Below are 20299 nucleotides of genomic sequence, written 5' to 3'. Positions count from 1 at the left end.
CACTGTCGACGGCGTGCCTTACACTGCGCGCCATGAAAACCATTCCCCATCTGCAAATTGCCGAGTCGGCCGTGACGTGTTCGACCTGCGCGGCTTGCTGCTGCCAGCTCGAAGTGATGCTGATCACCGATACAGGCGTACCCGAGCGCTATATCGATACCGATGAGTGGGGCGGGGAAGTCATGCTGCGCCTGGACGACGGCTGGTGTGCCGCGCTGGATCGCGACACGATGATGTGCACCATCTACGAAAAACGCCCGCTGATCTGCCGGGAATTCGAAATGGGCGCGCCGGAATGCCTCGATGAACGCCAGGGGATTTCGACGGCGTATCGCTGAAATCCAAGCAACGCCTCCCCTGTAGGAGCGAGCCTGCTCGCGATGGACTCAAGAGCGCCGCGTGTAACCAGCAAACACGCGTATTCGTTGACGACCATCGCGAGCAGGCTCGCTCCTACAGGGGGATTCTGCTTACAGCGGCATCGTGTAATGCAATGAGTAACTCTCTACACCGTCGTTCGGATTGGTCATCCCGGCATTGGAATAGTGTGTCGCGCGAACACCGACTTCATGTCCGCCGGCAAAGCGCAGGCCGAAGCCGAAACGGTCTTCAAACTGAAAGGCGCTGCCAAGCTGGTTGTTTTCAACCTCGGTATTGGCAAACAGCGCCACGCCGACCCCAAGTTCAACGTAGGGTTTGACGTTCTGGCCGGAAAACTCATAAACGAACACAGGCGAGAATGACAGGCTGTGGTTGCTGGAGGACTCGTCACCTTCCCAGTAGGTATAGGCGCCGCTCCAGTAACCGGTCAGTCGACCGACGTCGCTCTGCCACCAGCTCTTGTCCCAATCGAACTGCATGCCCAGACGATAAGTCATGGTCGAATCACTGGTCTGACCGACCCCGAACTCCACCCCTGCCGCCTGTGCCGTAAAACTTTGCCCCATCAATGCGGCCGCAATCGCGGCCAAGCAGAATAGTCGCTTCATAGAAACATCCTTTTCCGAACGATTTCGTTTGGTTTTATTGTTGCTTGACGCTCACAGCTATAGAAGTCGACGGTAAATCAGAAGTTCACCTCTTTTTCGGTTTCCCCAAACTACCTTTGCAAGCTTTGCACAACGCCAGAGTTATGCCACAGGATTGGCAATATATTTGTGAAGTGCTCAGGATCGGCACTGCTCCAGAACCGCGCAGCTCGCGCAGGTCCGTCGGCGAGCAGTTCGCGCTCGGCCAGCAAGCGTTGAAGTTGCCGTGCAACGGCGGCGCCGGTGTCGATCAGGCTGATGTCATCGGGGATCATCTGCTTGAGCAGCGGCCTGAGAAAAGGGTAATGGGTGCAGCCAAGAATGATGGTGTCGGCGCCTGCTGCAAGCAGCGGCCGAACGTAGTTTTCCAGTAACTGGCGCAAGGCGGGGCTATGCAGATCGCCGCTCTCGATGAGTTCTACCAGCCCGGGGCAAGGCTGGGTGATCACTTGCACATCGTTGGCGAAACGGTCGAGCAACGCCGCAAACCTGGCGCTCTGCAACGTGCCTGTCGTCGCCAGCACGCCGACCACGCCGCTGCGGGTGGCGGCTGCGGCCGGCTTGACCGCCGGCTCCATGCCGACGATGGGCCACTGGGGGTATTCGCGTCGCAGGTCGGCGACACCCGCCACAGTCGCGGTGTTGCAGGCCAGCACCAGGGCCTTGGCGCCCTGCTGTTGAAAAAAGTCGGCGATGACGCTGCAACGCTGCTGGATGAATTCCGGGGTTTTCTCACCGTAGGGAATGTTGCCGCAATCGGCGACGTACAAAAGCGATTCGTTGGGCAGCAAGCGCTGGATCTCGGCCAGCACCGAAAGCCCGCCGACACCGGAATCGAATACGCCAATCGGCGCTTCACGCATGCGTTGGCCCACAGACGCTGCAACCCGGATCACGCTTGACCCGCAATTCACGGAAGCGCGAGCCCAACGCATCGATCAACAACAAGCGCCCCACCAGCGGCTCGCCGAATCCGGCCAGCAACTTCAGGGCTTCGAGCGCCTGCAAGCTGCCCACCAGGCCTACCAGCGGGCCGACGACACCGGCTTCGCTGCAGGTCAGCTCGGCCTCGCTGCCGTGCCCATACAAACAGTGGTAGCACGGGCTTTCCGGGCGGCGCGGGTCGAACACCGACAACTGCCCTTCAAGGCGAATCGCCGCACCGCTGACCAGCGGCTTGCCGGCCCCGACGCAAGCGGCATTGACCGCTTCACGGGTGGAAAAGTTGTCGGAACAGTCGAGGACCAGATCCACCCCGGCCACGACCGCCGCCAGCGAGTCTTCATCCAGGGCAGCGCGATGGGCCACGAGCCGGACTTCGGGATTGATGGCCGTCAGGCGCTTGATCGCCGAATCGACTTTGGTCGTGCCGACGCTGTCGGTGTCGTGAATGATCTGGCGTTGCAGGTTGGTCAGATCGACCGTATCGAAGTCCGCCAGGTGCAACTCGCCGACACCCGCCGCCGCCAGGTACAGCGCCACCGGTGCGCCGAGACCACCGAGGCCGACAATCAGTACGCGACTGTCTTTTAGCCGCAACTGACCGTCGATGTCGATGTGCGCCAACAGGATCTGTCGGCTGTAACGCAGCAATTCCTGATCATTCAGCACGGCAGGCGCCCCAGACTGATGCGTTGGTGGCCGCCCAGGTCGGTGCGGCTGTGGACTTCTTCAAAGCCGCGAGTCAGCAGCAGGTCGCGCACTGCATCGGCCTGATCGTAACCGTGTTCGAGCATCAACCAGCCACCGGCCTCCAGATGATCCGGTGCCTGGGCAACGATCAAACGCAGATCGTCGAGACCGTCGACACCGGCCACCAGGGCACTGGCCGGCTCGAAGCGCACATCACCTTCGACCAGGTGCGGATCGGCGGCGGCGATGTAGGGCGGGTTGCTGATGATCAACTGAAAACGCTGGCCTTGCAGCGCACTGAACCAGTGACTGCTGAGCACTGTGGCGTTATTCAAATTCAGGCGCTGGCGATTGCGCTCGGCCAGGGCCACCGCTTCGGGAACGCGGTCCACTGCCGTGACCTTCCAGGCCGGACGCTCGCTGGCCAACGCCAATGCGATCGCGCCGCTGCCGGTGCCGAGGTCCAGGACCCTGGCCGGTGTGGCAGGCAACAGTTCGAGGGCGGCCTCCACCAGCAACTCGGTGTCCGGGCGCGGGATCAGCGTGTGCGGTGCGACTTCCAGGTCGAGCTTCCAGAAACCCTGCTGCCCCAGAATGTAAGCCACCGGCTCACCGCTGCGGCGGCGCTGCAGGTAATTGGCGAAGGTCAATGCCGCTTCACTCGGCACGATACGTTCCGGCCAGGTGTGCAAAAAGCTGCGGGACTTGCCCAACGCTGCCGCCAGCAACAATTCGGCATCCAGACGCGCGGTGGGCGAGTCAGGCAATTCGGCGGCACGCAACAGACTGGCGATGATCGTCATTTACTCACCTATCGCTGCCAGTTGATCGGCCTGGTATTCGGCCAGCAGCGGCTCGATCACCGCCTCGACACCACCGGCGAGGATTTCGTCGAGGGAGTACAGGGTCAGGTTGACCCGATGGTCGGTCACCCGGCCCTGGGCAAAGTTGTAGGTACGGATACGCTCGGAGCGGTCACCGGAACCCACCAGCAACTTGCGCTCGCTGGCGATGGCATTGGCCGCGGCGCTGGTCTGCTGGTCGTTGAGCTTGGCCGACAGCCAGGCCATCGCCCGCGCACGGTTCTTGTGCTGCGAACGTTCTTCCTGGCACTCGACCACGATGCCGGATGGCAAGTGGGTGATGCGGATTGCCGAGTCGGTCTTGTTGACGTGCTGACCACCGGCACCGGAGGAGCGATAGGTATCGATCCGCAGGTCCGCCGGGTTGATCTCGATCGCTTCCTGTTCGTCCGGCTCGGGCAACACGGCCACGGTGCAGGCCGAAGTATGGATGCGCCCTTGGGACTCTGTCGCCGGGACCCGTTGCACGCGATGGGCGCCGGATTCGAACTTCAGTTTGCCGTAGACGTTTTCGCCTTCGACCCGGGCAATGACTTCTTTATAGCCGCCGTGCTCACCCTCGTTTTCCGAGAGGATTTCCACGCGCCAGCCACGACGCTCGGCATAGCGCGAATACATGCGGAACAGGTCGCCGGAGAAGATCGCCGCCTCGTCGCCACCGGTGCCGGCGCGGATTTCGAGGAACACGTTGCGTCCGTCGTTCGGGTCCTTGGGCAGCAACATGCGTTGCAGGCTGGCTTCCAGTTCGACCAGTTGCTCCTTGGCTTCGCGGACTTCTTCCACGGCCATCTCGCGCATGTCCGGGTCGCTGTCCTTGAGCAGGGCCTGGGCGCCTTCGAGATCGCCCTGCACTTTGACCAACTGTTTATAGGTTTCGACAATCGGCTCGACTTCCGCGTATTCCTTGGAATAGGTACGGAATTTGGCCTGATCGGAAATGACCTCGCCGTCGCCCAGCAGGGCGGTCAATTCTTCGAAACGATCCTGGAGGACATCCAGCTTATTGAGCAGTGACGCTTTCATTGCGATTTCTTTTCCGAAAAGCTTTCCGATGAGCCCTCATTGAGGGCAAAGAGTTCCTGGGCCATCGCCAGCGCATCGAGGCGCCCTTCGGCAGAGAGCTTTTTCAACTGCACGCTTGGGGCGTGCAACAGTTTGTTGGTCAGGCCTCGGGCCAGTTGCACCAGCACTTCTTCGGCGCTGGCGCCATTGGCCAGCAGGCGCTGGGCCTTTTGCAGTTCTTCGTCGCGCAAGCGCTCGCTTTGTTGACGATAGGCCTTGAGCACGTCGACCGCCGCCAGTTCGCGCAGGCGAACCATGAAATCCTCAGCACCGACCGAGACCATTTCCTCCGCGGCTTGCGCGGCGCCCTGGCGGCTCTTGAGGTTCTCGGCGACCACTTCGTGGAGATCGTCGACGCTGTAGAGGTAAACGTCGTCCAACTCGCCGACTTCAGGCTCGATATCCCGTGGAACGGCGATATCCACCATGAAGATCGGCTTGTGCTTGCGCAGTTTCAGCGCACTTTCGACGGCGCCCTTGCCAAGGATCGGCAATTGGCTAGCGGTCGAACTGATCACGATGTCGCTGCGCACCAGCTCAGCGGGAATGTCGGACAACAGCACCGCATGAGCGCCGAACTGTTCGGCCAGGATGCTGGCGCGCTCCAGCGTGCGGTTGGCCACGACGATGCGTTTTACCCCGAGGTCATGCAGGTGGCGGGCGACCAGGGTGATGGTCTCGCCAGCGCCAATCAACAGGGCCTGGCTGCGTTGCAGGTCGCTGAAAATCTGTTTTGCCAGGCTGACCGCGGCAAACGCCACGGACACCGGGTTTTCGCCGATGGCGGTGTCGGTACGGACTTGCTTGGCTGCGTTGAACGTGGCCTGGAACAGCCGCCCGAGCAACGGCCCGATGGTGCCGGCTTCGCGGGCCACGGCGTAGGCCGATTTCATCTGGCCGAGAATCTGCGGTTCGCCCAGCACCAGCGAGTCGAGCCCGGAAGCGACGCGCATCATGTGACGAACTGCCGCATCATCTTCGTGCACATAACTGCTCGCGCGCAGCTCTTCGAGGCTCAATTGATGATATTCGGCCAGCCAGCGCAGCACGATATCGGCCGACAGGTGATCCTGTTCTATATAGAGTTCACTGCGATTGCAGGTGGAGAGGATCGCAGCTTCGCGGCTGTCGGTGAGTCGGCAGAGCTGCTGCAAGGCCTCAACCAGCTGCTCAGGGGTAAAGGCCACGCGCTCGCGGACGTCTACTGAAGCAGTCTTGTGGTTAATACCGAGTGCGAGGAAGGCCATTCAAAGTCGCTGATGGTGACGTGAAGCCGGCAATTGTCCTACTTCGTCAGATTCAGGACAACTACCCGATATCTATCACCCCGGTAGAGATCGCCGGCGATTGCGAGCCGTTCTCGTTTGCAGGGGCATGGCGCTGCTGTCCCAGTCCGTGAATCCGGTAAATTGCCGGGCCGGTTATGTTTGACCGAAGGCTTGTGTCATGATGATCCGACCGCAGGTTAGTCGTCCTCTTCCTATATGAATAGATCTTCCGCGTTGCTCCTCGCTTTTGTCTTCCTCACCGGCTGCCAGGCCCTGGCCCCGGTGTCGCCGGACGGCACCTCACCGACCGAAGACAGCACCCCGGCACCTGAAAAGCCCAAGGTTTACAGCTCGTTCAGCCAGGATACGATCTACAGCCTGCTGAGCGCCGAACTGGCGGGCCAGCGCAATCGCTTTGACATTGCCCTGGACAACTACGTGACCCAGGCGATCAACACACAGGATCCGGGCGTTTCCGAACGGGCATTTCGCATCGCCGAATACCTGGGCGCCGACCAGCCTGCCCTGGACACCGCACTGATCTGGGCCAAAAACGCCCCGGATGACCTTGAGGCTCAACGTGCCGCCGCAGTGCAACTGGCACGGGCCGGGCGCTATGACGACTCCATGGTCTACATGGAGAAAGTCCTGCAAGGCAAGGGCGACACCCATTTCGATTTCCTTGCCCTGTCCGCGGCCGACACCGACCAGGACACCCGTAACGGTCTGATGAAGAGCTTCGACCGTTTGCTGCAACGCCACCCGAACAACGGCCAGCTGATCTTCGGCAAGGCCTTGCTGCTGCAACAGGACGGTGACACCCGCGCTGCGCTGACCCTTCTGGAAAACAATCCCCCGGATGACGGCGAAATAGCGCCGATTTTGCTGCGTGCACGCCTGCTGCAATCCCTTGGTCGCAGTGATGAAGCCCTGCCGCTGCTGCAAAAAAGCATCAAGAAGTACCCGGACGACAAGCGCCTGCGCCTGACCTACGCCCGCATGCTGGTTGAACAGGACCGCATGGATGACGCCAAGGCCGAGTTCTCCAGCCTCGTCCAGCAGTACCCGGAAGACGACGAGCTGCGTTATTCCCTGGCGCTGGTCTGCCTGGAAGCCAAGGCCTGGGATGAGGCCAAGGGCTACCTCGAGGACTTGATCGCCCGCGAAAGCCACGTCGATTCGGCACACCTGAACCTGGGGCGGATCGCCGAAGAGCGCAACGATCCACAGGGCGCGCTGATTGAGTACGGACAGGTCGGTCCGGGCAACGACTACCTGCCGGCGCAGCTGCGCCAGGCCGATATCCTGATGAACAACGGCAAGACTGCCGAAGCCCAGCGCAAGCTTGCGGCCCAGCGCGATGAGCAACCGGACTACGCGATCCAGCTGTATCTGATCGAAGCCGAAACCCTGGCCGCCAACAAACAGGGCGACAAGGCCTGGCAAGTCCTGCAAAAGGGGCTGCAGCAATACCCGGATGATCCGAACCTGCTATACACCCGGGCCATGCAAGCGGAAAAACGCAATGACCTGGCGCAGATGGAAAAAGACCTGCGCCTGATCATCAAGCGCGATCCGGACAACGCGATGGCGCTGAACGCCCTCGGTTACACCCTGTCCGATCGTACGACCCGTTACGCCGAAGCCAAGGCCTTGATCGAGCAGGCGCACCAGATCAATCCGGAAGATCCGGCGGTACTCGACAGCCTCGGCTGGGTGAATTTCCGCCTGGGCAATCTAGACGAAGCGGAACGCCTGCTGCGCCAGGCCCTGGAACGCTTCCCCGACCAGGAAGTCGCCGCTCACTTGGGCGAAGTCCTGTGGGCCAGCGGCAAACAGCGCGAAGCCCGACAAATCTGGGACAAGTTCCTCAAGGCACAACCCGACAGCCCTATCCTGCGCAGCACCATCAAGCGCCTGACCGGTTCAGAGACTCTTTAAGATTATGTTTTTGCGTCACATCATCGCATTCAGCTTCATCGCCCTGCTCGCCGGTTGCGCGGGTTTCGGTGCCCGCGAATCAGTCGAGGGGCACGGCAATCCTGCGCAATGGCGCGAGCACAAAACGCAACTGACCAACCTCGACGGCTGGCAGATCGACGGCAAGATCGGCATTCGTGCGCCGAAAGACTCGGGCAGCGGCACGCTGTTCTGGTTGCAGCGCCAGGATTACTACGACATCCGCCTCTCCGGGCCTTTGGGTCGCGGCGCCGCCCGCCTGACCGGACGGCCGGGCAAAGTGTCGCTGGAAGTCGCCAACCAGGGACGCTATGAAGCGCCGACTCCGGATGCATTGCTCGAAGAGCAGCTGGGCTGGAAGCTGCCGGTTTCCAATCTGGCCTGGTGGGTCCGCGGGCTTCCAGCGCCGGACAGCAAAAGCCGCCTGACCCTGGACGGCGACAGCCGCCTGGCCAGTCTCGAACAGGATGGCTGGCAGGTTGAATACACCGCCTACACCGAGCAAAACGGCTACTGGCTGCCCGAGCGGATCAAGCTGCACGGCACTGACCTTGATGTCACGCTGGTGATCAAGACCTGGCAGCCGCGCAAGCTTGGGAGCTGACATGTCGAACGCTCGCCTGACCCTGCCTTCCCCGGCCAAACTCAATTTGATGCTGCACATTCTTGGTCGCCGCGAAGACGGTTACCACGAACTGCAGACGCTGTTTCAGTTTCTCGATTACGGCGACGAAATCACCTTCGCCCTGCGCGAAGACGGGGTGATTCAACTTCACACCGAGTTCGACGGAGTTCCTCACGACAGCAATCTGATCGTGAAGGCGGCGAGAAAACTTCAGGAGCAATCGGGCTGCACCCTCGGCATTGATATCTGGATCGAAAAAATCCTGCCCATGGGCGGCGGGATCGGTGGCGGAAGCTCGAACGCCGCGACCACTTTGCTGGGCCTCAATCATCTCTGGCAACTGGGCTGGGATGAGGACCGGTTGGCCGCGCTGGGCCTGACACTGGGGGCCGACGTTCCGGTTTTCGTACGTGGCCATGCGGCTTTTGCCGAAGGCGTGGGGGAGAAACTTACCCCCGTTGAACCCGAGGAACCCTGGTACGTCGTGCTGGTGCCGCAAGTCTCTGTAAGCACAGCAGAAATTTTTTCCGATCCGTTGTTGACACGTAACTCGGCGCCCATTAAAGTGCGCCCCGTTCCCGAGGGAAACAGTCGTAACGACTGCTTGCCGGTGGTAGCAAGACGTTATCCAGAAGTGCGTAACGCCTTGAATTTGCTAGGTAATTTTACCGAAGCAAAACTCACCGGAACTGGAAGTTGTGTGTTTGGGGGCTTCCCAAGCAAAGCTGAAGCTGATAAAGTCTCGGCCCTTCTTACAGAGACCCTTACAGGTTTTGTAGCAAAAGGAAGCAACATTTCGATGTTGCATCGCAAGTTACAGAGTCTGCTCTAAAGGAACCGAGTACAGGGTACTCGTTGCAACAGATACAGGGGCGTCGCCAAGCGGTAAGGCAGCAGGTTTTGATCCTGCCATGCGTTGGTTCGAATCCAGCCGCCCCTGCCATTTTCCTATACTCATCCAGGTATACCCTCAGCCTTCAGGTACTGCGCGTGTCCAAGATGATGGTCTTTACGGGGAACGCTAACCCCGATCTGGCTCGGCGTGTCGTACGTCAGCTGCATATCCCTCTCGGTGACATCTCTGTCGGTAAATTCTCCGACGGCGAAATTACTGCCGAGATCAATGAAAACGTTCGCGGTAAAGACGTCTTCATTATTCAGCCGACTTGCGCTCCGACCAACGATAACCTGATGGAACTGGTAGTGATGGCTGATGCCTTCCGCCGCTCCTCGGCTACTCGTATTACTGCTGTTATTCCTTACTTTGGTTATGCCCGTCAGGATCGCCGTCCGCGTTCCGCACGTGTGGCTATCAGCGCGAAAGTCGTTGCTGACATGCTTACCGTAGTCGGCATCGACCGTGTTCTCACGGTTGATCTGCATGCTGACCAGATTCAGGGCTTCTTCGATATTCCGGTAGATAACATCTACGGCTCCCCGGTTCTGGTGGATGACATTGAAGATCAGCGCTTCGAAAACCTGATGATCGTGTCCCCGGACATTGGCGGCGTCGTGCGTGCACGTGCCGTTGCCAAATCCCTGGGCGTGGATCTCGGGATCATCGACAAACGCCGTGAGAAAGCCAATCACTCTGAAGTGATGCATATCATCGGTGATGTCGAAGGGCGTACCTGCATCCTGGTCGATGACATGGTCGATACCGCCGGCACCCTGTGCCACGCGGCCAAGGCCTTGAAAGAGCATGGCGCTGCCAAGGTTTTCGCCTACTGCACGCACCCTGTGCTGTCGGGTCGGGCGATCGAAAACATTGAAAATTCCGTGCTGGACGAGCTGGTGGTGACCAACACCATCCCGCTGTCCGCTGCAGCACAAGCCTGTGCGCGTATCCGTCAACTGGATATCGCACCGGTAGTTGCCGAGGCGGTCCGCCGCATCAGCAATGAAGAATCGATCAGCGCGATGTTCCGCTAAGGGCCCTGCCCTTCTCGAACATCCCGTTGACGAAAAGCGCCCCGCCCCGGCATTCCTGCCGGGGCGGGGCTTTTTTGCCCATACCGTGTCTGGCGCTGGTCGCAAACGCCTATCGGTGATGGCTATTTTGGAGATACAAAATGACTGACTTTACTCTGAACGCTCAAGCGCGTACTGACCTGGGGAAAGGTGCGAGCCGCCGCCTGCGTCACGCTCTGAACATCCCTGCCGTTGTATACGGTGGCAACAAGCCTGCTGAATCCGTGACCATCCTGGCCAAGGAAATCGCCAAGCTGTTCGAAAACGAAGCAGCTTTCAGCCACGTTATCGAGCTGAACGTCGACGGCACCAAGCAGAACGTCATCGTTAAAGCGATGCAGCGTCACCCAGCCAAGCAATTCATCATGCACGCTGACTTCGTGCGCGTTGTTGCTGGCCAGAAACTGACCGCTAAAGTACCGGTTCACTTCATCAACGAAGAAGCTCCGATCAAGAAAGGCGGCGAGATCTCGCACGTTGTTGCAGAAATCGAAGTTTCCTGCGAAGCCAAGGACCTGCCTGAGTTCATCGAAGTCGACCTGGCTAACGCCGAAGTCGGTTCGATCATTCACCTGTCCGACCTCAAAGCACCTAAAGGCGTTGAGTTCGTTGCTCTGGCACACGGCGATGACAAGGCAGTTGCCAACGTCCACGCTCCACGTGTTGCTCCAGAAGCTGCAGAAGGCGCTGCAGAGTAATTTCACTCTGTACGCCGGAGTGACGGAAACATCGCGGACTGGTACGTAGCGAGAAAGCGGGCGGGAACGCGGAGTTTACATTCATGGTAAATGAGCATTTTTCGTCCACTTTCGCCGCACGCACTGCTTGCGGCGATGTTATCCACCACTTCAAGGAAGGGCCCCTATCGTGACTGCCATCAAACTGATCGTTGGCCTGGGAAATCCAGGCGCCGAATACGAACAGACCCGGCATAACGCAGGGGCCCTTTTTGTTGAGCGCATCGCGAACGCACAAGGCGTGAATCTTGTGGCCGATCGCAAGTATTTCGGCCTGACCGGGCGCTTTTCGCACCAGGGTCAGGATGTTCGTCTGTTGATTCCCACCACCTACATGAACCGCAGCGGCCAGGCCGTAGCGGCACTCGCCGGATTCTTCCGCATCAAGCCTGAAGAAATCCTGGTGGCGCATGACGAACTCGACCTGCCTCCGGGCGTTGCCAAACTCAAAGTGGGCGGCGGCCATGGCGGTCACAACGGGTTGCGCGACATCATTGCGCAACTGGGCAATCAGAATACCTTTCACCGCCTGCGGCTTGGCATTGGCCACCCGGGCGTTGCCAGTATGGTTTCAAACTTCGTCCTGGGTCGTGCGCCACGCGCCGAACAGGAAAAACTCGATGCCAGCATCGACTTTGCCCTCGGCGTGCTGCCGGATATCCTCGCCGGTGAATGGAACCGCGCGATGAAAAACCTGCACAGCCAGAAGGCCTGACTCTTACCCGAGGGGAAACACCATGGGATTCAATTGCGGCATCGTCGGCCTGCCTAACGTCGGCAAGTCCACCCTGTTCAACGCCCTGACCAAATCCGGTATCGCGGCCGAAAACTTCCCCTTCTGCACCATCGAGCCCAACAGCGGTATCGTGCCGATGCCGGATTCGCGCCTGGATGCCCTGGCAGCCATCGTCAATCCAAAGCGCATCCTGCCGACCACCATGGAGTTCGTCGACATCGCCGGCCTGGTTGCCGGTGCATCGAAAGGTGAAGGCCTGGGCAACAAATTCCTGGCCAACATCCGCGAAACCGACGCCATCGCTCACGTGGTCCGCTGCTTCGAAGACGAGAACGTGATTCACGTCTCCAACAGCGTCGACCCGAAACGCGACATCGAAATCATCGACCTGGAACTGATCTTCGCCGACCTCGACAGCTGCGAGAAGCAACTGCAGAAAGTCGCGCGCAACGCCAAGGGCGGTGACAAGGACGCAGTGGTCCAGAAAGGCCTGCTGGAGCAACTGATTGCTCACTTCACCGAAGGCAAGCCGGCGCGCAGCCTGATGAAGAACATGGGCACCGACGAGAAAGCGGTGATCAAGGGCTTCCACCTGCTGACCACCAAACCGGTCATGTACATCGCCAACGTCGCTGAAGACGGTTTCGAGAACAACCCGCACCTGGACGTGGTCAAGGCCATCGCCGAAGAAGAAGGCGCCGTGGTTGTTCCGGTTTGCAACAAGATCGAAGCGGAAATCGCCGAACTTGAAGACGGCGAAGAAAAAGACATGTTCCTCGAAGCCCTGGGCCTCGAAGAGCCTGGCCTGAACCGCGTGATCCGCGCCGGCTACGAAATGCTGCACCTGCAGACCTACTTCACCGCCGGCGTCGAAGAAGTCCGCGCCTGGACCGTCCGCGTCGGTGCCACCGCACCACAAGCCGCTGGCGTGATCCACACCGACTTCGAAAAAGGCTTCATCCGTGCCGAAGTGATCGCCTACAACGACTTCATCCAGTACAAGGGTGAAGCCGGTACCAAGGAAGCCGGTAAATGGCGCCTGGAAGGCAAGGACTACATCGTTAAAGACGGCGACGTGATGCACTTCCGTTTCAACGTGTAAGACACACCGCCCAAGAAAAAGCCGCGTTTGATACGCGGCTTTTTTGTGCCTGAAATTTGATCTGCAGCACCATCCATCTACTGTAGGAGCGAGCCTGCTCGCGATGGTGTGTCAGTCAGCACTTACTTGTCTGATACACCATCGCGAGCAGGCTCGCTCCTACAGTGGATCTATGTGATCACGCCTTTTTGGTACGCGGCAAAAAGACCGCCAGCACACCCAGCAACGGCAAAAACGAGCACAGGAAGTACACGTACTCGATCCCGTGGATATCCGCCAGGTGCCCGAGCAGCGCAGCCCCGATCCCACCAAAGCCGAACATCAATCCGAAGAACACTCCGGCAATCATCCCGACATTGCCCGGCACCAGTTCCTGGGCATACACCACGATGGCCGAGAACGCCGAAGCCAGGATGAAGCCGATGACCACGCTGAGTATGCTGGTCCAGAACAGGTCGACATGCGGCAAGACCAGGGTAAAGGGCGCCACGCCGAGGATCGAGAACCAGATCACCGCCTTGCGCCCTATCTTGTCGCCGATCGGCCCGCCAAAGAAGGTCCCCGCCGCTACCGCACCAAGAAACAGGAACAGGTGCAGCTGTGAACTGGCCACCGACAGGTCGAATTTTTCGATCAGGTAGAAGGTGAAGTAGCTGGTGAAACTGGCCATGTAGAAGTACTTGGAAAACACCAGCAGTCCCAGCACCACCAGTGCGCCGATCACTCGCCCCCTGGACAGGCCGTGAGTCGCCGCCTGGCCTTTTTTGAGCTTGAACAGGTTCAGGTGATTGGCGTACCAGCGACTGATCCGGTAAAGCACGAACAATGCGAAAACAGCAAACAGCCCGAACCAGGCCACATGTCCCTGGCCGTAGGGAATGATGATCGCCGCCGCCAGCAATGGACCGAAGGCCGAGCCTGCGTTACCGCCGACCTGGAAGGTCGATTGCGCCAACCCGAAGCGCCCGCCCGAAGCCAGTCGCGCGACACGGGACGCTTCCGGGTGAAAGGTCGAGGAGCCGATACCGATCAGCCCCGCCGCCAGCAGAATCAACGGGAAGCTGCCCACCACCGACATCATCAGAATGCCGATCAATGTGCAGACCGTACCGGCCGGTAGCAGCCACGGCTTGGGATGGCGGTCGGTGTGATAACCCACCCAGGGTTGCAGCAGCGAGGCGGTCAACTGAAAGGTCAGCGTGATCAGGCCGACCTGGGTAAACGTCAGGCCGTAACTGGCCTTGAGCATGGGATAGATCGACGGCAGTACCGATTGAATCAAGTCGTTGATCAAGTGCGCCAGCGCCACCGCGCCGATGATCCGCATGACCAGAGGACTGCTTTGTGAACTGGCGGGCGCCGTCGTAGCGGCGGATGGGGCATTGCTGATAGCCATGAGGAATTCCGGACAACAGAGGGTGCGCACAGGCAGGTGCGCCAATGTGCCACTTTTCGCCGCAACAGCGCCATCCCCTTAGCCTGCTAACGACTTCGTTTTTTCATCGCGGGAACGCTGATAGCCCATAGCCATGGTCTGAATCTTGCCTTGCTATCCGCTTCAACGCGGCCCCCTTACAAAGGGGGCCGAGAATGGGAAGTTTCGCCACAGAGTCGGCCTACAGAGCTGGCGAGGGTGAACTTTCGAGGCCTTTTAAAGGGCACGGGTCGGGGGCGAAAGTCTCCCGACGCACGCCAATGGTGCGTGGTGTCCAGGGGAGTCATGGGGCATGCAGGCTTTTTTATCACCGGGGATCGGACTGCTGGGGCGTTTCGGGTTCGCACGTAAATTCCAGCTGTTGTTTCTGCTGTTTATCCTGCCGCTGGCCGGCAGCTTGTGGATGATCGGCCAGGACTATCGCGACAAATTGAATCTGATCTCCGGCGAACGTGCCGGGGTTCGTCAACTGCTTGCCCTCGATGCACTGGATAACCTGTTGGCCGCCCAACGCGATCGCGCAGCGCGCTGGCGAGCGACGGAAACCAACCGTCAGCCGACGCCGGCAACCCTCTCCGCCATGGCCGCGTTCGACGCCGTTCAACCTGCCGTCGCCCAGGCCACGTCTGATCTGAGCAACTCGCTGCAACACGAAGGCGCCGAGGGTGAAACCCTGGTCCGCTATCAAGCGCTGCAGAAAGCCCTTGAGGGCCTGGACTCCAAGAGCCTGGGCAGCGTCGGCTGGTGGCCGGACGGCTATGACCGCTTCACCAGCGCCCTGAGTGCCCTGCAGGCGCTGCGCGAACAGATCGCCATGGACAATCGCCTGACCCTCGCGCCGTGGCTGGAAACCTATTTGCTGACGCAGATCTCCACACAGCACGCCCCGGACCTGATCGAGCGGGTCGGCCGCCTGGCAGCCGTTGGCCAGGCGTCGGTGGTGTCGGGGCAATTCACCCTGCAGAGCCGCCTGCAACTTCGCGACTTGCGCAGCCGTATCGGTGACGCCCGCGAACAATTGGTGAAAACCGCCAGCCTGCTAGAAGCGCGGCTGCCCAACGCCCTGCAAGCCTGGGCCGGGCAGTACCAGGAAAGCCTCAAGCGCCTCGATGCCGGGCTGAAAGTCCTCGATGATGGCGTGTTCGGCGGCAGCATCAACCTCAAGCCGGAAAACTTCGAGCACAGCATGGACGCCCTGCTCTCGGATCTGGCGACACTGCGCCAGCAATCATTGGTGTCACTGGATCAACGCCTGGATTACTACCATGGCACGGCGATTCGTCAGTTCATCGTCGTGGCGGGCATCTTTGGCGTCCTGCTGCTGGCCGCCCTGTACCTGTTCATCTGCTTGCAGGCGTCGATCCGCCGCAGTGCCAGCGGCATCACCCTGCTCGCCCAGGCCCTGCGCGATGGCAACCTGAGCCTGCAGGCACCGGTGCAGGGACGCGATGAGCTGGCAGCCATCAGCACCGCCCTGAATGTCGCGGTCGTGCAACTGCGCAGTAGCCTGCTGGGTGTCGATCACGAAACCTCGCAACTGAGCCACGCGGTACAAACCCTCAATCATCATTCCAGCGACGCCCTTGGCGAAGTCGAAGCCCAGCAACTGCAGATCAGCCAGATCGCCGCAGCCGCGACGCAACTGGCCGCCACCTCCCAAGGGGTCGCCGCGAGCTGTGAGCGCGCCTCTGGCAGCGCCCAGCACACCCGACGCATTGCCGCCGACAGCAGCCGTGACAGCCAGCGCACGACAGCCAGTATCCAGCAGCTCAATCAGCGCCTGAATGACACGGCAGCCGCCCTGGGACGGGTCAGTGAACAGGGGCAACAGATTCAGCTGGTGGTCGACACCATTCGCGGCGTCGCCGAGCAGACCAACCTGCTGGCACTCAATGCCGCCATCGAGGCGGCTCGTGCAGGGGAACAGGGACGTGGTTTTGCGGTGGTGGCCGACGAGGTGCGCAGCCTGTCGCAGCGCACCCAGACCTCCACCGCCCAGATTGCCGGGACGGTCGACAGTTTGCGCAGCACGGTGAACGAGGCCGTCAGCCTGATGGAAGCCGCCTGTGGCCAGGCACAATCCGATGCCCAGGCCGTCACTGGCCTGGGTGAACGCCTGGGCGAAATTGCCAGCGCCGTGCAGGGTGTAACCGATACCCTGGCGCAAATCGCCACCGCCGTCGACGAACAGGCAAGCACCGCCGACGAAGTCAGCGGCAACATCCAGCAAGTCGATCAGGCGGCGGTTCGCCTGCTTGAAGGCGCACGGGCGGTAAACCTTGCCGCGGATACCTTGAGCCAGGGCAGCAAGGCGCTGAGTGCCAATACCGGCAGGTTCCAGCTCAAGTGATGCCCTCCCCCGAGCCGTTTTTGCGGCTCTGGAGGATAAGCGGTTGAAAGTGTAGAGAAATATTTTCGAATTACGCTTGACGCATCTGCATTACCGGTGAATAATGCGCGCCACTTGGCTACATAGCTCAGTTGGTTAGAGCATAGCATTCATAATGCTGGGGTCCGGGGTTCAAGTCCCTGTGTAGCCACCAAGTACTAAAAACGGCTTACCGCAAGGTAGGCCGTTTTTTTATGCCTCGAGAAAATGGCCGCTCCACCTGAGATCTTTTGCTCTCTGTAGGAGCGAGCTTGCTCGCGATGAACTCAGGCTCACCGCGTTTAGCCAGCAAGCACGCGTAATCGTTGACGACCATCGCGAGCAAGCTCGCTCCTACAGAAAAAACACCTTTTAGATGCGAATAGTCGGCAGCGCCGACAACGCCCTCTCCCATATCTGCCAGGTGCGCAGCCAGACCATGGCCTGCCAATCACTGTCGGCTGGATAGAACTGCTCGAGCAGATTGAGTTTGATGTCGCGCCCTGTGGTATCGCTCGGATTGCCATGCAGATGCAGCCAGTGGTCATCGCGCAGATATCGATGAACGTCCGGCCCCGGATAAGTCCCGCACTCGATGACGAACGGCATCAGTCGCACCTGAGGCAGCGCGTTGATCAGCGCCTGCGAGGTGTACCCGGTGGCGGTCGCCGCCACGCCGGTTTCGCTGACCTCGCCGGCACCGGTGTGCAAGGTGTAGAGCCACGGGCCGTAAATCGCCTGTGCATCCGCCAGCGCCGGATAGGCGGACTCGGTGATGGTCAGCAGCATCGGATGACCATACTCACCGGCGCCGGTGTGCAGGTCGAAACACATCGCAACCTCGGCATGGCCCAAGTGCTTTTGCATGATCTGGTGCAGCGTGCGATTGGACCAGCTCGGCGCCACCCCGCCGTAGAACAGGCCGTCGGGATGCCCATGCTGCCCGCCTTCGACAATCGACATGACCGCCGACCAGCCGTGTTGGCGGATCTGCTCATCCAGCAGCGCATCGGCGTGATCACGCTCGGGCCCCTGCAACTGCGGGCACCCATAGATGCCGTGCAAGGAGTCGTAGGCCCGGTTGTCCGGCAATGGCCCGTCGAAATCCAGGTGATTGCGGTTCAGGTCGATGTTGTCTTCGTTGACCCGACGCAACCACGCCATGCCCCACGGATTGATCCCATGGATCATCACAACCGCGACATCGGCCGGCAGGGAGCGCCTGCCCAGGTCCTGCAGCCATTTGATCTGACATCCCGAGCCATAGTAACCCTCGACGCCGTGCGTGCCGCTGAGGGCCACGAGCAGGCGTTTGGCATTGGGATCGCCGAGCACCGCCACATCCGTACTCAGTGGCTCGCCGAACGGCCCTTTGAGCGGGTGTGGGTACTCCGTCAACGTAGCTCCGGCGGCACTGGCCACGGCGAGGAATTGTTCGCGCTGGGAACGGTAGCTTGGTTGGGTCGGGAACTCGGTCTGCATGTCTGCCTCTTGTTGATTTTTCTGTCTGGCCATAGGCAATGACCCTACAGAAATTCCACCCATTCATGAAGGACAAAAGCGTCATTGTCGTAGGACGCTGTTTGCGCCACTTCACAACGGCCGATAAAGTCCCTGAACCTTTCCCAAGGACAGAGAACCCCGCGCATGTATTCAGCCATCCGCCTGAACCGCTTTCGCCTGCCAGCGCTGTCGCTGATTGTCGCTGCGTTAACGTTGGCCGCCTGCAACGCGCCGCCCTCCTCGCCATCGGTTTCGACACTGCCCCTTGCTCCGGAAAATGCCTCCGGTTTCCGCACCGACCTGCAAACCCGCCACGCCTCCAGGCATATGGCCGCTGCCGCCAATCCGCTGGCCGCCGAAGCCGGGCGCGAGATGCTGCGTCGCGGCGGTTCGGCCATCGATGCCGCGATTGCGATGCAGGCGGTCCTGACCCTGGTCGAACCGCAATCGTCGGGCATCGGTGGAGGCGCACTGATCGTGCTCTGGGACGGGAAATCCGTACGCACATACGATGGCCGCGAAACGGCACCGAGCGGCGCCACGGAGAAACTTTTCCTGCAAGCCGACGGGCAACCGATGGGATTCACCCAGGCGCAGATTGGTGGCCGCTCGGTGGGAACACCCGGCGTGATGCGCGCCCTTGAACTGGCCCACCAAAAACAGGGGCGCCTGCCATGGGCCGAGCTGTTCGAACCGGCTATCAAGCTCGCCGATCAAGGCTTCGCCATCTCGCCGCGCCTTCATTTGCTGATCGCCTCGGATTCGAAATTGCGCAGCTCGCCCGACATGGCGGCGTATTTCCTGAATGCCGATGGCAACCCGAAAGCCGTCGGCACACTCCTGAAAAACCCGGCACTGGCCAATGTCTTCCGGCGCATCGCCAAGGAAGGTGCAGATGCCTTGTACAAAGGCGCCATCGCCGAGGAAATCGTGGCCAAGGTGCAGGGCCACGCCAACCCGGGCAGCCTGTCGCTGAACGACCTCAAGGGCTACAGCGCCAAGGAGCGTATGCCGCTGTGCACCGACTACAAACGCTGGCAGGTGTGCGGCATGCCGCCGCCGTCGTCTGGCGGGATTGCCATGGCGCAGATCCTCGGCACCCTGCAAGCCCTGGAGGCGCGCGATAAACGCCTTGCCCTGGCGCCGATGAAACCGACCCGGACCAACGCCCCTGCCGGCATCGAACCGGCCCCAGACGCCGTGCACCTGATCTCCGAAGCCGAACGCCTGGCCTACGCCGACCGCGCGCAATATGTGGCCGATACCGACTTCGTGCCGGTGCCGGTCAAGGGGTTGCTGGACCCGGCCTACCTGGCAAGCCGCGCCGCGCTGATCGGTGAGCGCACCATGGGTACGGCCGAACCGGGTACGCCACCGGGCATTCAGGTTGCCTACGCGAGGGATCGCTCACCGCTGCGAATCTCCACCTCACAAATAGTGGCGGTGGATGATCAGGGTGGCGCCGTTTCCATGACCACCACGATCGAGTCCGCCTTCGGTTCGCACTTGATGGTTCAAGGGTTCCTGCTCAACAACGAGTTGACCGATTTCTCGTTCATCCCAGAAGAGCACGGACAAAAAGTCGCCAACCGCGTCGAACCCGGCAAACGCCCACGCTCGTCCATGGCTCCAACGCTGATCTTCGACCGCCAGAGCGGTGAATTCGTCGCCAGCGTCGGCTCACCCGGCGGCTCGCAAATCATCGAATACGTGGCTAAAACCACCGTCGGCCTGCTCGACTGGAACCTGGACGCGCAAACGGCCATCAACTTGCCCAACTTCGGCAGCCGCAACGGCCCGACCGAACTGGAACAGGGCCAATTCAGCCCGGCCCTGATTCAGGCGCTCAAGGATAAAGGCCACAACGTCAACGAAATCGACATGACCAGCGGCACCCAGGCGATTGTTCGGGTCAAGGACGCCCAAGGCAAAGCGTCGCTGGCAGGCGGTGCCGATCCTCGGCGCGAGGGGCAGGCATTGGGGGATTGAGTCGTACGCGCGCAAAAGAAA

General features: G+C 60.5%; 18 protein-coding genes and 2 tRNA genes. 12 read left to right on the top strand and 8 right to left on the bottom strand.

Annotated elements, in window-relative coordinates; genetic code table 11:
* Positions 1 to 32: 32 nt before the first annotated feature.
* On the top strand, positions 33 to 338 hold the full coding sequence (locus ABTV29_RS04555; RefSeq protein WP_433769019.1) for a YkgJ family cysteine cluster protein: 306 nt from the start codon (positions 33 to 35) through the stop codon (positions 336 to 338).
* Positions 339 to 470: 132 nt separating this feature from the next.
* Here the strand turns inward: ABTV29_RS04555 and ABTV29_RS04550 are convergent, their stop codons facing one another.
* The 6 genes from ABTV29_RS04550 to hemA form a co-directional block, all read right to left on the bottom strand.
* The gene (locus ABTV29_RS04550; RefSeq protein ID WP_433769018.1) at positions 471 to 989 is read right to left on the bottom strand and encodes an acyloxyacyl hydrolase; all 519 of its coding nucleotides are present in this window, start codon (positions 987 to 989) and stop codon (positions 471 to 473) included.
* 110 nt (positions 990 to 1099) lie between these two features.
* Positions 1100 to 1891 (bottom strand): glutamate racemase, encoded by a 792-nt coding sequence (gene murI, locus ABTV29_RS04545; protein WP_433769017.1) that lies wholly within the window; start codon positions 1889 to 1891, stop codon positions 1100 to 1102.
* A complete protein-coding gene (locus ABTV29_RS04540) occupies positions 1884 to 2639 on the bottom strand; it encodes a molybdopterin-synthase adenylyltransferase MoeB (protein ID WP_433769016.1) in 756 nt (251 codons plus the stop codon). Before ABTV29_RS04540 ends, murI begins: the two co-directional genes overlap by 8 nt.
* Positions 2633 to 3463, bottom strand: a complete 831-nt coding sequence (gene prmC / locus ABTV29_RS04535; RefSeq protein WP_433769015.1) for a peptide chain release factor N(5)-glutamine methyltransferase — start codon at positions 3461 to 3463, stop codon at positions 2633 to 2635. The genes ABTV29_RS04540 and prmC overlap by 7 nt, the downstream gene beginning before the upstream one ends.
* Entirely contained in the window at positions 3464 to 4546 is a 1083-nt protein-coding gene (prfA, locus tag ABTV29_RS04530; protein WP_110964863.1) for a peptide chain release factor 1, read from the bottom strand. It abuts the gene before it with no gap.
* The gene (gene hemA / locus ABTV29_RS04525) at positions 4543 to 5832 is read right to left on the bottom strand and encodes a glutamyl-tRNA reductase (RefSeq protein ID WP_433769014.1); all 1290 of its coding nucleotides are present in this window, start codon (positions 5830 to 5832) and stop codon (positions 4543 to 4545) included. Before hemA ends, prfA begins: the two co-directional genes overlap by 4 nt.
* A 237-nt stretch (positions 5833 to 6069) precedes the next feature.
* On the opposite strand from hemA, the gene ABTV29_RS04520 reads away from it, so the two are divergent.
* From ABTV29_RS04520 to ychF, 8 genes are all read left to right on the top strand, one after another.
* Positions 6070 to 7794 carry a tetratricopeptide repeat protein gene (locus tag ABTV29_RS04520; RefSeq protein ID WP_433769013.1) on the top strand — a complete coding sequence of 575 codons (1725 nt, stop codon included), beginning with the start codon at positions 6070 to 6072 and terminating at the stop codon, positions 7792 to 7794.
* Positions 7795 to 7798: 4 nt separating this feature from the next.
* The gene (gene lolB, locus ABTV29_RS04515) at positions 7799 to 8416 is read left to right on the top strand and encodes a lipoprotein insertase outer membrane protein LolB (RefSeq protein WP_433769012.1); all 618 of its coding nucleotides are present in this window, start codon (positions 7799 to 7801) and stop codon (positions 8414 to 8416) included.
* Position 8417: 1 nt separating this feature from the next.
* Positions 8418 to 9269 carry a 4-(cytidine 5'-diphospho)-2-C-methyl-D-erythritol kinase gene (ispE, locus tag ABTV29_RS04510; RefSeq protein WP_433769011.1) on the top strand — a complete coding sequence of 284 codons (852 nt, stop codon included), beginning with the start codon at positions 8418 to 8420 and terminating at the stop codon, positions 9267 to 9269.
* 36 nt (positions 9270 to 9305) lie between these two features.
* A tRNA-Gln gene (locus ABTV29_RS04505) sits at positions 9306 to 9380 on the top strand.
* Positions 9381 to 9427: 47 nt separating this feature from the next.
* On the top strand, positions 9428 to 10369 hold the full coding sequence (locus ABTV29_RS04500; RefSeq protein ID WP_003171603.1) for a ribose-phosphate pyrophosphokinase: 942 nt from the start codon (positions 9428 to 9430) through the stop codon (positions 10367 to 10369).
* A 140-nt stretch (positions 10370 to 10509) separates the two neighbouring features.
* The gene (locus ABTV29_RS04495; protein ID WP_433769010.1) at positions 10510 to 11106 is read left to right on the top strand and encodes a 50S ribosomal protein L25/general stress protein Ctc; all 597 of its coding nucleotides are present in this window, start codon (positions 10510 to 10512) and stop codon (positions 11104 to 11106) included.
* 169 nt (positions 11107 to 11275) lie between these two features.
* Entirely contained in the window at positions 11276 to 11860 is a 585-nt protein-coding gene (gene pth, locus ABTV29_RS04490) for an aminoacyl-tRNA hydrolase (RefSeq protein WP_020799735.1), read from the top strand.
* Positions 11861 to 11882: 22 nt separating this feature from the next.
* On the top strand, positions 11883 to 12983 hold the full coding sequence (gene ychF / locus ABTV29_RS04485) for a redox-regulated ATPase YchF (protein ID WP_433769009.1): 1101 nt from the start codon (positions 11883 to 11885) through the stop codon (positions 12981 to 12983).
* A 178-nt stretch (positions 12984 to 13161) separates the two neighbouring features.
* On the opposite strand, the gene ABTV29_RS04480 is transcribed toward ychF, so the two are convergent.
* Entirely contained in the window at positions 13162 to 14379 is a 1218-nt protein-coding gene (locus ABTV29_RS04480; protein ID WP_433769008.1) for an MFS transporter, read from the bottom strand.
* A 331-nt stretch (positions 14380 to 14710) separates the two neighbouring features.
* Between ABTV29_RS04480 and ABTV29_RS04475 the strand changes: the two genes are divergently transcribed.
* Together ABTV29_RS04475 and ABTV29_RS04470 are read left to right on the top strand one after the other, a co-directional pair.
* Positions 14711 to 16768, top strand: a complete 2058-nt coding sequence (locus ABTV29_RS04475) for a methyl-accepting chemotaxis protein (RefSeq protein WP_433769007.1) — start codon at positions 14711 to 14713, stop codon at positions 16766 to 16768.
* Between the two features lie 116 nt (positions 16769 to 16884).
* Positions 16885 to 16961 (top strand) — tRNA-Met (locus ABTV29_RS04470).
* A 197-nt stretch (positions 16962 to 17158) separates the two neighbouring features.
* On the opposite strand, the gene ABTV29_RS04465 is transcribed toward ABTV29_RS04470, so the two are convergent.
* Positions 17159 to 18268 carry a M14 family metallopeptidase gene (locus ABTV29_RS04465; RefSeq protein ID WP_433769006.1) on the bottom strand — a complete coding sequence of 370 codons (1110 nt, stop codon included), beginning with the start codon at positions 18266 to 18268 and terminating at the stop codon, positions 17159 to 17161.
* A gap of 165 nt (positions 18269 to 18433) precedes the next feature.
* On the opposite strand from ABTV29_RS04465, the gene ggt reads away from it, so the two are divergent.
* On the top strand, positions 18434 to 20278 hold the full coding sequence (gene ggt / locus ABTV29_RS04460) for a gamma-glutamyltransferase (RefSeq protein ID WP_433769005.1): 1845 nt from the start codon (positions 18434 to 18436) through the stop codon (positions 20276 to 20278).
* Positions 20279 to 20299: the final 21 nt, after the last annotated feature.

It is taken from the genome of Pseudomonas putida, assembly GCF_050989985.1.
GTDB lineage: Bacteria > Pseudomonadota > Gammaproteobacteria > Pseudomonadales > Pseudomonadaceae > Aquipseudomonas > Aquipseudomonas putida_AI.
Note: the sequence above shows the minus strand (reverse complement) of the source record. Positions and strands in the feature narration are given on the sequence as shown.